The organism is Paludibacterium paludis, from assembly GCF_018802605.1.
Taxonomy (GTDB): domain Bacteria; phylum Pseudomonadota; class Gammaproteobacteria; order Burkholderiales; family Chromobacteriaceae; genus Paludibacterium; species Paludibacterium paludis.
Map to the genome: position 1 here is coordinate 2,250,212 of NZ_CP069161.1, position 13,868 is coordinate 2,264,079.

The following is a 13,868-nucleotide window of genomic DNA, read 5'->3' on the forward strand; positions in this document are numbered from 1 at the left end:
AAAGCCGGCACCGTTCAAAACACAAGGGACGGGAGAAAAACCTCCCGTCCCTTGTGTTTTTGGTGACCGCTCTTGGCCCGTTTTTTCCGGTCGACAAACGTCCTGCACCGGTTCAACTGCCCGGCAAAGCGGGCGACCGGATTCAGTCTGGGAGTTTTCTTCATTGCTGCCCCTTGCACTAGATCAATACTTGGCCGACAAAGTGGCATGGTAGCACGAAAAATCCTTAAATAAGGGTAAACGAACCCCGCCATGATTCGTTACTATTCCGGTGGCCGCCCACCGGCCAATTCAAACAAAAAAGCCGTATCCATTCGGGGAACACAAACATGAAAAAAGACACACTCGAACCACCCCAACTCCACCGTAGCCTGAAAGCACGCCACCTGACCATGATCGCCATCGGCGGATCCATCGGCACAGGCCTTTTTCTGGCGTCCGGAGCGACTGTCGCCAGCGCGGGACCGGGCAGCGCCCTGCTCGCCTACGCGCTGATGGGCATCATGGTCTACTTCCTGATGACCAGCCTTGGCGAAATGGCGGCCTATATGCCCGCCGCCGGCTCCTTCCAGGTCTACGGTTCCCATTTCGTGGATCCCGCCTTCGGCTTCGCGCTGGGCTGGAACTACTGGTACAACTGGGCCATCACGATCGCCGTGGAACTCGCGGCGGCGGCCATCATCATGCATTACTGGTTCCCCTCCGTTCCCGGTGTGATATGGAGCGGCGCGTTCCTCGCCGTGATCCTGTTGCTCAACTGGTTTTCGGTCAAGGGCTTCGGCGAGGCCGAATTCTGGTTTTCCCTGCTCAAGGTGGTCACCATCATCGCCTTCATCGCGCTGGGCTTGCTGATGATCTTCCAGATCATGGGCGCCCCCATGAAGGAAGGCCTCGAGCCCGGCCTGCAGGTCTTCAACTACAAGGAAGCGCCATTCGTCGGCGGATTCCCCGCCTATATCGGCGTGACGCTGATCGTCGGCTTCTCCTTCCAGGGCACCGAACTGATCGGTGTGGCGGCCGGTGAATCGAGCGACCCGGGCAAGACCATCCCCATGGCCACCCGACAAATTTTCTGGCGGATCCTGATGTTTTACGGTCTGTCGATCCTGATTATCGGCATGCTGCTGCCCTACAACGACCCCTCGCTCCTGCACAATGACGTGAAGGATGTCGGCGAAAGCCCGTTCACACTGGTGTTCCAGCGTTCGGGCCTGGCCTTCGCCGCCGGCATCATGAACGCGGTCATTCTGTCGGCCGTCCTGTCGGCGGGCAACTCGGGCATGTACGCATCCACCCGCATGCTTTACACCATGGCATGCAACGGCATGGCGCCCCGCGTATTCTCCCGCCTGTCGCGCAACGGAGTGCCCCGCTACGCGCTGGCCGCCACGACGGTGATCGCCGGCTTGTGCTTTTTGTCTTCGCTGTACAGCAATGACCAGGTCTACCTGTGGCTGCTCAACTCCTCGGGCATGACCGGATTCATCGCCTGGCTCGGCATCGCCATCTGCCATTTCCGTTTCCGCCGCGCCTATGTGCGCCAGGGGCGGGATCTGTCGGTGCTGCGCTACCGGGCCAAATGGTTCCCGTTCGGTCCGCTTTTCGCTTTCGCATTGTGCCTGGTGGTAATGCTCGGCCAGAATTATATGGCCTTCACCTCCCGCTCCATCGACTGGCACAGCGTGCTCGCGACCTATATCGGCATACCGCTGTTCCTGGCCCTGTGGCTGGGGTACCGCTGGCGCTTCAAGACGCGGCTCATCCCGCTTGACAAGGTCGACCTCGATCACCCGTCCTGCGCGGCGGCGCGCAGCGACCTGAAACTGGACAAGGCGGCCTGACCTCCCCTGGCGAAGGGCGGCGCATGCCGCCTTTTTTCTTGCGCCGCCCGCCCTCATCCGGCATCCTAACCGCTCTCCGTCCCCGGAATCGCCATGGGCTATCACGCTGGCTATCTTTGCGCCTCAGTGCGCGACACGTTTTTCGGATGCGATTTTCCGTTGCAGGTGTTTTATCCGACCGACACGGAGGAAAGCGAAACGCGGCTTGGACCTTACCGGCTGCCCCTGGCCCGCGATGGCGCGCTGTCCCTCGGCAGGTTTCCCCTGGCGCTGATATCCCATGGAAGCGGCGGCGCCCCGCTCACGCATCGCGATCTGGCCAGGTATCTGGCACGGCATGGCTGGGTGGTCGGACTTCCCGAGCATCCGCGCAACAACCGTAACGACAATTCCGGCAACGGCACCCTGGACAACCTGGCCGCGCGCCCCCTGCACCTGGCCGCCGCCATCGACTGGTTCGAGCGGGACGGACGGTTCGCGCGTTCCGTCGCGACCCGAGCCACAGCGGTCATCGGACACTCGATGGGCGGCTACGCGGCGCTGGCGCTGGCCGGTGGCAAACCCCGATCGTTGCGGGAGGAGTCCGGCGATGGACTGGAGCGGGAGGTGGAAGTGGCGAAGGACGCGCGTATCGCGGCGCTGGTATTGCTGGCGCCGGCCACGGTCTGGTTCAGGGAGAAAGGCGCGCTGGATGGCGTCGATCAACCCATTCTGATGCTGTGCGCCGAGCGGGACGAATGGACCCCGGCGGAGCACCATGCGCACCGGGTGCTGAGCGGGACAGGGAAAGCCGGCACGGTCGACTACCGGATAGTGCGCGGCGCGGGACACTTCTCGTTTCTCAGTCCCTTCCCCGCCGAGATGACCCACCCCGGATTCCCTCCCTCGCAGGATCCGGCGGGGTTCGACCGGCTCGCCTATCACTACGAGATGAGGGCCGAAATCCTGGCCTTCCTGAGCGCCGGGATGCCGCCTCAGGACTGAGCGCCGGACATCCCCGGCTCCGCCAGAGCCTCGCCGCCATGCACTTCCACGCGGTTGCGACCGCCATGCTTGGCACGGTAGAGCGCACGGTCGGCGCGTTCCATCAATGAAGCCACCGTATCGCGCCCTTCCATCACCGCCACACCAAAGCTCGCGGTGAACAACGGCAGCGGCCCTTCGCCGCCAGCCGCTTCGAAGGCGCCGCGAAGCCGCTCGGCGATGTTCGCGGCCTGATCCGCGCCAGCGCCGGACAGGACGATGCCGAATTCCTCGCCGCCCAGACGCCCCAGGATATCGTGGTCACGCAACTCATCGCGGGCCAGGTCGACCAGGCGCTTGAGCGTCACATCGCCCGCCGCATGGCCAAAATGATCATTGATGAATTTGAAATGATCGACATCCATCAGCACCAGGGACAACTCGGCGCCATCCGTGCGGCTCTCGGCGATCGCCTTGTCCAGAGCCCCGCGGAACGAGCCATGATTCAACGCTCCGGTCAGCGAGTCGGTTCTGGCTTGGTCGCGCAAGCGGTTTTCCAGCTTCTTACGGTCACTGATGTCATACAGCCAGAACAGATCCATGGGCCGGCCATCCAGATCGATGCGCCGCGCGCTGAGCAATCCGTAGAAGTAGCCATCGGCTCCGCGGATTTCCGCCTCCATATTGCCGACCGTCTCGCCGCGCGCCATGGCGCCGGCAAGTTTGTCCACATCGCCGTCGTGCACCAGGTAATCCTTGAGGGGGCGCATGGAGCGCGCATCGGCCACACCCACCGCATCCTTCATTCTCGTGTTGAGAAAAACCGTGCGGCCGCCACCGGCTTCCTGTATGGCTACGCCAACAGGACTGGCGGCGAGGATGCGCTGCAGCAGCTCTTTTTGTTCATGGATCTGCTCCGTACGCTCCTCGACTCGGGCCTCCAGCGTGGCATTCCACTCCTCGAGCTGCCGGTTCAACTGCATTTCCCGCCGGTTGCGCCGTTGCAGCGCCACAAAAAAGGCCAGCGTCCCCGCGCCGAGCAGTCCCAGCGTGATGGCCAGCGCCTGAAAGGTGCCGCGAATGTCGCGCCGCTTCTCGTCCGCATCCAGGGATTGCAGCTCATGCACCATCAGAATGAGCTTTTGCAGTCCCGGCCGCATCCGGTCGACATCGGTGGCGATCTGCGCCAGCACAAGCCCCGAACGCTCGGCATCGGAGGGCATGGCATGGATGGCGGAGGCCCAGCGGTCGACGGTGTCCCTGATGGACAGCATTTCCTGGCGCGTGCCTTCCGGCCAGGCGAAAGCCAGCTGCATCACCGGCTCGACGCGCGAAGCGAGCAGATCGACCCGCATTTCCAGCCGTCCCCGATCCTGACCTGTCGCGGAGAAGTCCTTCAGCGCCAGATCGAATTTGTATAACTCCGCCTGCAACTGGAACGGAGGCCAGCCATTGTCGCTGATATCGGGATTCGCCAGTTTCTGGACCTGGTCCATGACCCGATAGAACTGCACGGCGGCCAGAACCGCCATCGCGGCGACAAGAATGAGCAGCGCGACATGGCGAAAAGAGCGGGAATCCGCCGGGACAGTGGGTTTCGCACTCATTGGAAGACAATCTCGCTGACATGCCAGACCGCCCAGTCATGGTAGCGTTGGCGCTGATTGACCGCTTCGTAGCGATCGAACGGCCAGACCAGAATGACAGGCCCCTTGTCCCTGACGGCGATGGGCCGGCTGTCCATTTGCGTCGCCAGAACCGGCGCGTAACGGCGAATCTCCTCGGCGGGAATGCTGACCTCGTAATCGTTAAGAGCGCGCACGCGCACATGGCGCGCCATGCGGCCATAGCGGTCGAGCAACGTCGACAGAGGCAAACCGGACCAGCGATGGGCCGCGGCGGTCCATTGCGTGGCGGTGGTGATCGTCGCCACCCCCAAAGCACGCGCATTCCGCTCATCCAGCAGAATGTGGCCGGTCACCGACGGAATCAGTTTTACGGTGAAAGCCGACACGCTCAGCGGCAAACAGAACGCGGCGACCAACAAGGAACGACGTAGGAGATCCATGCCTCACCCGATAAAGAATACCCCGACATTCTAAAATAATATTTCAGTTCTGCCATCATTCTTTGTCGGACAATCCCGGAAACTGGCACATCGACCGGGAATCCGCCCCGGTCGCATCACCCGCGATCCGCGCTCAGAGCGGCTAACAAAACTTGTCGATAAGTCGTAGACAGATCAATGAGAAAGCCAGCTTGAGCAAAGCGTAATGCGTATCCAACCGCCGCTAAAAGCGGATGCGCAACTTCCCGAAGCCAGCAAGCCAAGAATGGGGGCGTTCTACGGCCCAACGGTGGCGCCCCAGTCTCTCACGGCTTTCCACTCCGCGACGGGCAATGTGAATCACGGTTCCTCCCCGGCTCAGGTGTTCACGGCAACGGCGGTAGTCGTAGCCTTTGTCAGCATGCAGCTTGCAAGGCTTTCGCCGCGGCGCTGGCATCATCAAGGTGGATCTCAAGAGCGAGCTGTTCAGCTACAGTATCGACGAGCAGGCACTCGCCCACGCCCGGTTGATGGATGGCAAATTACTGCTGGTGACCTACACTCCCGCCCTGGCGCCGGAGCAGGTCATCAAGCGCTATAAATCGCTGGCGGATATCGAGCGCGGCTTCCGTGTTCTCAAGTCGGAAATCGAGATCGGCCCGGTCCATCACCGGCTACCCGATCGCATCCGCGCGCACGCGCAGATCTGTTTCCTGGCGCTGGTTCTGCACCGGGTCATGCGCCAAAGGCTGCACACCAGCCAAAGCGGGCTCTCGCCGGTGCGTACCTTGTCCTTGCTGAAACGCATTCAACATCATCGCGCGACGCTGCCGAGTAGCCAAACCATTGAGGGACTGTCTTCCATTCCGGATGTGCAGGCCAGAATTCTAACCGCCATGGGGATCGCAAAACCGACAAAAAACGAGCCGCTGACCCTGTTATAGGGGCACCCTTGAAAATCTGGTTCATATAAAACAGTTACTTACGCCGTGAACCGTCGAACTCGGGGGGACAGGGCCATTCGCCAGACGGCCGGCCTTCCGCATGAGCACGGGTCGATAATTGATATCGGCCCGAGCGACAGACCGGCATGATGCGCTTGTTCACGATTCAGAAGGTGCATCATGCCGACCGCCACTACAATCGCCAATGCCATCGGCAACAGAATAGCCGCCGGGGAACGACGCTCTTGTCCCGGTTCCACTACTCGCCTTGGCGGAACGGTGACCGGCGTCGGAATGGCCTCTCACATTCCGCAGAGACCCGCTGCGCCCGTTGCGATCGCCAATTCGCCAAGACCGTTGCCGGTCGTCATGGCGAGGCCGGGAAATGGCGTGCGGAGTTCAGGCCAGGCAGCCGTTGCCGGCGAGCCGCGGGCATTGACTCCCTTGCAGGACGCAATACGACACGGTTCTCGCCAGATGATCTTGCGGGAACTGGATCAAGAGCTGGCTGGCGGCAATGCCAGCATCGACCAGCGCTTGGCCCGCTACGAGGCCGCGCTGGCCTCGGGCAATCGCGACCACATCAAGGCGCTGGTGTTATTGGGACTGGCGAACGAAAACCGCATTCCCAAGCCTGCCTCAGCGGCAACGGACAAACCCGCCTCTGTCGACAAAAGCCGTCCGTACATCACCAAGGGCGACGCCAGGATCAACCTGAACGGTCGCGTCACCTTCGAAAACCGCAAAGACCCGATCTATTGCCGGCATCTGAGCCTGGCTTACTTGTCAGGTGTGCCGCGTGAGAAGTTGAAAGCCTTCTCTTCCGCACAAGGAATTCGCAAACACGCGCCCTATAGTATGGAAGCGATGCATAACGAAGTTATTAATGGCTCAGCGGAAAATCATCTCATTGTGAACAATAGGCTGAATATATTTTTACAGCATGAATTTTTGGCCATGAAGGAAACCGGGAATGCCATTCGCAAATACATACTGAGTTCGCTGGGGCATTCGTTAGGGATGATTTTGGAATGCAAGAAATCGGATTATGTCATTAGAGTTTACGATCCAAACGTGACATCGACAGATATGCGCGTTCGTGTGCATGCATTGAATGATCTTCCGGAGTCACTTCAGCCATTCTTAAAGTATTATTGGCAGTACTTTAAGACTGAGGATGATCACAGCCTAGCATTTCGGCTCAGCGAACAGGGTAGCCCAATGACCAATGTTCGGCGCCACGTGACCATACATTATGGCGAATCGAAGGATAAATTACCTGCAAGTCGTTTGCTGCTATGGGCCAAAAGTATCATATGAGATATCAGAAGGGGGCGTGACCTCGATCACTCCCGTATCCTTCGGCACGACGAGCGGTTTAGAGCGGCTAACAAAACTTGTCGACAAATCGTAGACAGATCAATGAGAAAGCCAGCTTGAGCAAAGCGTAATGCGTATCCAACCGCCGCTCAAAGCGGATGCGCAACCTCCCGAAGCCAGCAAGCCAAGAACGGGGGCGTTCTACGGCCCAACGATGGCGACCCAGTCTCTCACGGCTTTCCACTCCGCGACGGGCAATGCGAATCACGGTTCCTCGCCGGCTCAGGTGTTCACGGCAACGGCGGTGGTCGTAGCCTTTGTCAGCATGCCGCTTGTAAGGCTTTCGCCTGGGCCGCCCTGGCAAACCAGACACGGCGGAAATGGCATCGACCACAGTTTCGAAGACCATGGAGTCGAGCCGGTTGGCGCCGGTAATGCTCAGCGCCAGTGGTAGACCTCGGCGATCGACGATGATGTGCCGTTTACTGCCGCATTTTCCTCGGTCGGTGGGGTTGCCCCCCCCCCCCGGGGCTGGCAACGCCAGCCCCATCAATGCTGGCCCGGCTCCAATCAATGTGATCGTGTTGGCGCAGTTGTATCAACAGGGCTAGATGTAGGCGGTCCCAAACGCCTAGCGCTTGCCAATCCCGCTGCCGAAACCCGGCTCTTGCGGAAGGTCCTCCCAAGGAATGCAGGTGGCGAGGACAAACAAGATGCCGTTGAGAGCGGCAAAATCATCCAGCCGTGGCCACCCGCCCCGGCGGGAGCGAGATGGCGGAGAGAGTCGCGGCTGCAATGACTTCCAGAGCTTTTGGCTGACGATTTTCCGTTTCACCTTCGCCAGATATGGGCATACGCATCCAGCACCAAGAAGTTTTCTTAGCGGGTCTTAGCGCGCGGCGCCGCACGGCTGGGCTTCCAGCGCCTCGAGGGCGTCGGTCACGGCATCCGAAGCAGTTTCGAGTCGGGCCAGCAGATCCCTTGCCTTTTCGTATTCGGCGGACTGGAAGGCTGTCAGCGCCTCCCTGGCGAGCCGGTGCACATCGGCGTGCGGCGCGTCGATGCGGGCAAACGCCGGATGACCCTGGCACTCCTGATGCCCACGCCCGGCGAAGTACCATTTGCCAAGCCGGCACTGGTGATGATCGACCAGGTCTTCGGGCGCCAGCTCGATGAAACCCAGCATGGCCTTGTACACCTGGAGTTTGAAGATGATATGGTCGAATTTGACGGTTTCAACGAAACTCATGTGCGCCGAGGTGCCAATAACGCCGGCCATTTTCTCGGTGATCGAGCCGAGCGAAGCCATGATGGCGGTCGTTTCGGCCGACTGCTCCTGATAACGCCGCGCCTCTTCGGCCGCCGCGGAGGACTGCTCGCGCGTACGCTGCGAGGCTTCGTCGATGGCCCCCACCAGCAGGGCGATTTCGCTGGTCGCCTGGGCGGTGCGCTCGGCGAGCTTTCTGACTTCGTCGGCGACCACGGCGAATCCCCGCCCCTGCTCTCCCGCCCGCGCCGCCTCGATGGCGGCATTGAGCGCCAGCAAGTTGGTTTGATCGGCCACGTCGCGGATCAGACTGACAAAACGCTGGATCTCCACGGTTTTGCCGGCCAGCTCATTCATGGCGCTGGCGGTGCTCATCTGGTTTTCCGTGACATGCCCGAACGCCGTCATCATGACATCCAGCGCCTCCCGGGCCCGCACGATCACCACCGCCGCGTCGGAGGCATGCTCGAACTCATGATCCAGCATCGTCGACATTCCTGCGAAGGATTGCCGGAGCGCCTCGGTCGCGCCCAGCGTCGACTGCAAGCCCTCCCGGCAGGCGCTGCGCCGCTGATGAACCCTGGCATCCTCTTCCCTGGCCTGTTCGGAAGCTTCGGCTCGGGCCCTCCACTCTTCCGATCTGGATTGCCATTCACTCCGTTGAAGTTCCAGTTGCGCAACCTGCGCTTCCAGCTGCGCAATTCGTTTGCCCGATCCGAACATGCCGTCCCTTTCTTTCTCTAGCAAATAATTCAGAAATTATTTTTCAAAGAGATATTGAAAGACAAAGGCATTTCACATCAAGAAAAGACAGGGCGATTATTGATGCTGCTCAAGCTGGCGCACCCGTTCAAAAAGGCACACGGTCGCCGCCATCGCCACATTCAGCGACTCGGCATCCCCGGGCATCGGAATTTTCACCCGATGATCGGCAAGTTCGAGCAGGCGCGCGGATACGCCGGCACCCTCGTTGCCGAATACGAAGGCCACCGCGCCGGTCAGATCGGTGTTGTACAGCGAGGTCGCGCCAGCCAGATGCGTAACCAGACGCGGCCCGTTCCAGGCGGCCAGGCGGGCGGCCAGATCCTCCCCTTCGAAAAGCGTCAACGAGAAATGGGCGCCCATCCCCGCGCGCAGCACTTTGGGCGAGAACAGGTCGACACACCCCTTGCTGGCGAACACGGTTCTTACGCCCGACGCCGCCGCTCCCCGCAACAGGGTTCCCATATTGCCGGGGTCCTGAATGTCTTCCAGCATGAGACAGGGGAGATTCTCCACCGGTCCGGCCGGCAGGGGCCGGTCGCAGATCGCCAGGACTTCCGGGGCCGAGGCGAGGCTCGACGCTTTTTGCAGCAGCGGTTCGGAGAGGACAGCCAGCGCCACACCGGCAGCCCGCAGGCGGACGGCCAGGGAAGCCACCTGGGGATGATCCAACGCCGCCGCATTGAGGTAGGCCGAGCGGCATACCACCCGCTTTTCCAGGCAAGTTTCGAGAAGGTGGATACCCTCGACCACCATGGCCGATTGTTTGCGGCGCTCGCGGGCGCTTTCGATCAGACGCAGCAGCGTCTTGACTTCATCGTTGTGTGTCGAAGAAAGAATTTTGTAATCGTGCAGCATGTCACAGTATATGGGTCATTCGCGCCACCAGTTCCTTGAACCGCATGTACACGGCATCGCCGATCGGCTGACCGGTCAAGCCATTGTCCACATAAAACACACCGTGCAGAGTATTTTCTGTGAACACGGTCATCACGGCGAATTCCTGGTCGCCCAGATAATCGAAAAAAGCATCCGGGTATTTGTGCACGAGCTTGGCGCGCACCATCGCCGGCGCATGAAAACTTTGCGGCTTGCTTGTCAGCAGCGCGAAAAAGGAGCCGGGCTCCAGTTCGACGGGAAGCTTGCGCAAGGGGTGGCTCTCGGGCAGACCGACCTGATAGCGCAATTTCAGCACATGCCGGGGCCTGTCGTAGCGCAAGAACAGAATGCGCTGGAATTTCAGATCATTGGCCAGATGGCGGACCGCTTCCTTGAGCGCGGTCTCCACCGATGCCCCGACCGGCAGCGACGCGGCCGCGCTCGGCGCGATGCGATGGTACTCGCCCTCCAGGAACAGCAGCTCCCGCACCGGGAAAGCATAGCCCGGGGCTCGGGAGTGCCGAGCCACCTGAAGCACGGCCTGCACGACACTGTGATAGGCTTCCTCCCCGGGGATGCCCATCAGGCGCGCGGCCGCATCCACTCCGGTCTGCCATTGCGAACGCCAGTGCCCCTGCTCCAGACCATTGGCGGCGGCTACGGCAAGCTTGAGCAGCTGCCGGCGCCGATTGGGCGCGCCACCGCCCAGCAGCTGCTGCAACCCGACCGGCAACGGCACCTGACGGACAAAATGCTCCAGCACTTTGGGGTAGTCGGTGGCGAAGGTATCCGCCACCTGCTGCAACAAGGGGCGTACCGGCACTTCATTGCGGTACAGCAGGTAAAAGCAGGCGGGCAGATTATAGACCAGCGCCGCCACGAAACAGTCCTCGACTTTGTGGTCGCCTTCGGCCGACAACCAGTCTTTGATGGTCAGGGCGGCGACGCGGCCTCGCGCCAGCCACATCCCCACGGCCTCGAGCACCTCGGGAGAGAAACGGCCATCGGAGAGATCCAGCGCCACAAGACGGGAGAAACGGGCCACGACCCCTTCCAGCCCGATCAGCATCATGGCCTGCTCGATCGACGGCACGCTTTCGTTGCGCTGCAGCGCGCGGGAGCCGCCAATGACGCGCAACAGGTCGAACAGCAACAGGGGATCGGAAAGCGTGAGGTTGGCCAGATCGGTAAAACGGATCAGATCCGGGTGGCGCGATGTCTGGTCATGCAGCGCGGCCAGGGTATCGGGCAATATCGGCCAGCGCCGGGCGGCGATGGACTGGATCCAGTTATCGAGTTCCATGTTGACGGCACCACATCAGAAGTTCTTTTTGCAAAGGGCCACCCAACGGCAACGTCCGGTCCGGAGGGACCCCCGGTACGATAAACGTATTGCTGACCAGCAGGGCATCAGGTTGCGCCTCACCGGAAAACTTGTCCCAGACCCGCATCATCGGCGCGGGAGACAGGAACACATACACCGCATCGAACACCGACCAGTCAAGCGACCAGAAGCTGGCGGCGGTCAGCGCGACATTGCCCGGAGCCCCGGCCAGACGCCATCGGCACCAGCCCACCCCGAAGCTGCCCCAGGCCGATTCACTCGCCACAACCGTCACATCCGGCCGCAGGCGCGCCAGGCGCATGGCCAGGCGGGCATCACCCGAGCCGGCTTCCAGCACCCTGGCGCCAGCAGGCAGCGTCTCGGCGAGAACCTCCGCCACGCGCGGCGACGAGCGGTAAAGCGGCACCTGCCCGAAAACGGCGTTTCGACCGAAGGCCAGCGTCACGCCCAGCGCGACAAGATAAACCCAGGGAGGCACTCCCGCCGACAGCGCCAGCGCGCAGCAAGGCAGCAAAAGCGCATGCATCAGCCTCACTCCCGCGCGTTCGCGCAGGACGCCCGCCGCCGCCGCGGCGAACAATCCGGCCAGGCAGGCGAACGCCAGCGGCGAAACGAGCGGCGCGACAAAGAACCAGGCGGCGAGGCAGGCGGCAAGTTCGATCAGAACGATCCGCCAAGCCGCGCCGATCAGTTTGCGCCCCCTTCATGCGGCGCGGCCTGGGGCGCCGGCGGAATCGGCCCGATCGCTTCCTGATTCATCTGCGGGTTCACGCCATTGTTCAATATGGTGTCCTCGGCGCCCTTGTTCAGCACGACAATGGTGATCCGCCGGTTTTCAGGCGCGAACACATTGGTCCTGACCAGCGGAATCGATGCCGCCATGCCAACAACGCGCAGCACCTTGCCTTCGCCCAACCCTCCGCCGATCAGTTCGCGCCGCGCCGCGTTGGCGCGATCGGCCGACAGCTCCCAGTTGCTATAGCCGGCCTGCCCCGCGCTATATGGCTTGGCATCCGTGTGTCCGGAAATCGACAGCCGGTTCGGCGTCTGATTGAGGTCCTGTGCGAGGGCATGCAGAAGTTCCTTCGTATAGGACAACATGGTGGAACTGCCCGAATCGAACATGGGCCGGTTCTGTTCGTCGACAATCTCGATCTTGAGTCCCTCGGGCGTCATTTCCAAACGCAGCTGGTTCTTGTGTTCCTTGAGCACCGCGCTCTTGTCCACCTTTTCCTGGATCTGCTTTTCCAGCTTGTGCAGACGGGTCTTCTCCTCCTGCGGATCGGCGTGCTTGTCGACCTGCCCCGCGTTCTTGGTCAGATCGGTGCCGCCGCCCTTGATGACCGAGGTGGCGTCCCCCGCCCCGCTGCCGCCGGACATCGCGACTTTCAGCGGGGTCTTGAAATACTCGGCGATACCCTTGAGTGAACCTTGCGACACCGAGCCGAGCAACCACATCAGGAGGAAGAACGCCATCATCGCCGTCACGAAGTCGGCATAGGCGATTTTCCAGGCGCCGCCGTGATGGCCGTGCCCGCCCTTCTTGATGCGCTTGACGATGATGGGACGTTGCGATTCGTCTGCCATGTCGGGTCCTTACTTGGCCTTGGCCTGTTTCACGTGTTCCTCCAGCTCCTTGAAGGAAGGACGGTCGTACGAAGTCAACACCTTGCGGCCGAATTCCACCGCGACCTGCGGCGCATAGCCGTTAAGACTGGCCAGAATGGTCACCTTGATGGTCTGGTAGACACGGGTGGAGTCGCCAAGACGTTGCTCGAGAATCGTGCCGAGGGGGCCGACGAAGCCGTAGGCGAGCAAAATCCCGAGGAAGGTCCCGACCAGCGCATGGGCGATCAGGATACCCAGCTCGGCGGGCGGCAGCCCCACTGACTCCATCGTATGCACCACCCCCATCACCGCGGCGACGATACCGAACGCGGGCATGCCGTCCGCCAGGGCCTTGACCGCGCTGACCGGCACTTCGCCCTCATGGTGATGGGTCTCGATTTCGACATCCATCAGGTTCTCGATCTCGAAGGGATTGAGATTGCCCCCCACCATCAAGCGCAGGTAATCGCAAATGAACTCCACCACATGGTGATCGTGCAGAACCGCGGGATATTTGGAGAAGACCGGACTCGCCTCGGGATTATCGACATCCGCCTCGATGGCCATCAGACCTTCCTTGCGCACCTTGGAGAGAATCTCGAACAGCAGCGTGAACAACTCCATGTAGAACGCCTTGTTGTACGGCGATCCCTTGAAGACCGTCGGCAGGGTCTTCAGCGTGGCCTTCATGGCCGGACCGCCGTTGGCGACCACGAAAGCACCGCCCGCCGCCCCGCCGATCATCAGCACTTCCAGCGGTTGCAGCAGCGCGGCGATATGCCCCCCCGCCATGACAAAACCACCCAAAACCGACGCAAGAATAATAAGGTAGCCGATCCCGACAAACATGTCCTGGTCCTGTAGTTATGGTTGTTAGAGGGCCCGCATCCAT

12 protein-coding genes and 4 pseudogenes are annotated in these 13,868 nt (G+C 61.3%); 4 read left to right on the top strand and 12 right to left on the bottom strand.

Annotation, left to right across the window (positions count from 1 at the left end; translation table 11 throughout):
- Positions 1 to 14: 14 nt before the first annotated feature.
- Positions 15 to 254: a DUF7230 family protein gene (locus JNO50_RS19255; RefSeq protein WP_425325362.1), complete on the bottom strand. Its 240-nt coding sequence runs from the start codon at positions 252 to 254 to the stop codon at positions 15 to 17.
- A 75-nt stretch (positions 255 to 329) separates the two neighbouring features.
- Between JNO50_RS19255 and JNO50_RS10145 the strand changes: the two genes are divergently transcribed.
- Positions 330 to 1,841, top strand: a complete 1,512-nt coding sequence (locus JNO50_RS10145) for an amino acid permease (RefSeq protein WP_189532941.1) — start codon at positions 330 to 332, stop codon at positions 1,839 to 1,841.
- Positions 1,842 to 1,934: 93 nt separating this feature from the next.
- Positions 1,935 to 2,825, top strand: coding sequence for an alpha/beta hydrolase family protein (locus JNO50_RS10150; protein WP_215796334.1), 891 nt, complete (start codon positions 1,935 to 1,937; stop codon positions 2,823 to 2,825).
- Here JNO50_RS10150 and JNO50_RS10155 read toward each other — a convergent pair.
- The 3 genes and pseudogenes from JNO50_RS10155 to JNO50_RS19010 form a co-directional block, all read right to left on the bottom strand.
- A complete protein-coding gene (locus JNO50_RS10155) occupies positions 2,816 to 4,411 on the bottom strand; it encodes a sensor domain-containing diguanylate cyclase (RefSeq protein WP_189532942.1) in 1,596 nt (531 codons plus the stop codon). The two genes, JNO50_RS10150 and JNO50_RS10155, sit on opposite strands and share 10 nt — an antisense overlap.
- Positions 4,408 to 4,872 carry a putative pterin-binding protein gene (locus JNO50_RS10160; RefSeq protein WP_189532943.1) on the bottom strand — a complete coding sequence of 155 codons (465 nt, stop codon included), beginning with the start codon at positions 4,870 to 4,872 and terminating at the stop codon, positions 4,408 to 4,410. Before JNO50_RS10160 ends, JNO50_RS10155 begins: the two co-directional genes overlap by 4 nt.
- A gap of 142 nt (positions 4,873 to 5,014) precedes the next feature.
- Positions 5,015 to 5,299 (bottom strand): annotated as a pseudogene (locus tag JNO50_RS19010) (transposase); the annotation flags it as partial.
- 7 nt (positions 5,300 to 5,306) lie between these two features.
- On the opposite strand from JNO50_RS19010, the pseudogene JNO50_RS10165 reads away from it, so the two are divergent.
- Both JNO50_RS10165 and JNO50_RS10170 read left to right on the top strand, forming a co-directional pair.
- Positions 5,307 to 5,795: pseudogene (locus JNO50_RS10165) on the top strand (IS1634 family transposase); the annotation flags it as partial.
- Between the two features lie 180 nt (positions 5,796 to 5,975).
- A complete protein-coding gene (locus tag JNO50_RS10170; RefSeq protein WP_189532952.1) occupies positions 5,976 to 7,115 on the top strand; it encodes a ShET2/EspL2 family type III secretion system effector toxin in 1,140 nt (379 codons plus the stop codon).
- Between the two features lie 67 nt (positions 7,116 to 7,182).
- On the opposite strand, the pseudogene JNO50_RS10175 reads toward JNO50_RS10170, so the two are convergent.
- The 8 genes and pseudogenes from JNO50_RS10175 to motA form a co-directional block, all read right to left on the bottom strand.
- Positions 7,183 to 7,950 (bottom strand): annotated as a pseudogene (locus JNO50_RS10175) (IS5 family transposase).
- 54 nt (positions 7,951 to 8,004) lie between these two features.
- Positions 8,005 to 8,424: a CZB domain-containing protein gene (locus JNO50_RS19015; RefSeq protein ID WP_373298342.1), complete on the bottom strand. Its 420-nt coding sequence runs from the start codon at positions 8,422 to 8,424 to the stop codon at positions 8,005 to 8,007.
- Positions 8,425 to 8,433: 9 nt separating this feature from the next.
- Positions 8,434 to 8,697 (bottom strand): annotated as a pseudogene (locus JNO50_RS19020) (methyl-accepting chemotaxis protein); the annotation flags it as partial.
- A gap of 504 nt (positions 8,698 to 9,201) precedes the next feature.
- Positions 9,202 to 10,002: a TrmH family RNA methyltransferase gene (locus tag JNO50_RS10185; protein WP_189532956.1), complete on the bottom strand. Its 801-nt coding sequence runs from the start codon at positions 10,000 to 10,002 to the stop codon at positions 9,202 to 9,204.
- 1 nt (position 10,003) lies between these two features.
- Positions 10,004 to 11,326 carry an HDOD domain-containing protein gene (locus tag JNO50_RS10190; RefSeq protein WP_189532958.1) on the bottom strand — a complete coding sequence of 441 codons (1,323 nt, stop codon included), beginning with the start codon at positions 11,324 to 11,326 and terminating at the stop codon, positions 10,004 to 10,006.
- The gene (locus JNO50_RS10195) at positions 11,313 to 11,894 is read right to left on the bottom strand and encodes a class I SAM-dependent methyltransferase (RefSeq protein ID WP_229804581.1); all 582 of its coding nucleotides are present in this window, start codon (positions 11,892 to 11,894) and stop codon (positions 11,313 to 11,315) included. The genes JNO50_RS10190 and JNO50_RS10195 overlap by 14 nt, the downstream gene beginning before the upstream one ends.
- Before the next feature lie 161 nt (positions 11,895 to 12,055).
- Positions 12,056 to 12,955 carry a flagellar motor protein MotB gene (gene motB, locus JNO50_RS10200; RefSeq protein ID WP_189532960.1) on the bottom strand — a complete coding sequence of 300 codons (900 nt, stop codon included), beginning with the start codon at positions 12,953 to 12,955 and terminating at the stop codon, positions 12,056 to 12,058.
- A gap of 9 nt (positions 12,956 to 12,964) precedes the next feature.
- Positions 12,965 to 13,825 carry a flagellar motor stator protein MotA gene (gene motA / locus JNO50_RS10205; protein ID WP_189532961.1) on the bottom strand — a complete coding sequence of 287 codons (861 nt, stop codon included), beginning with the start codon at positions 13,823 to 13,825 and terminating at the stop codon, positions 12,965 to 12,967.
- Positions 13,826 to 13,868: the final 43 nt, after the last annotated feature.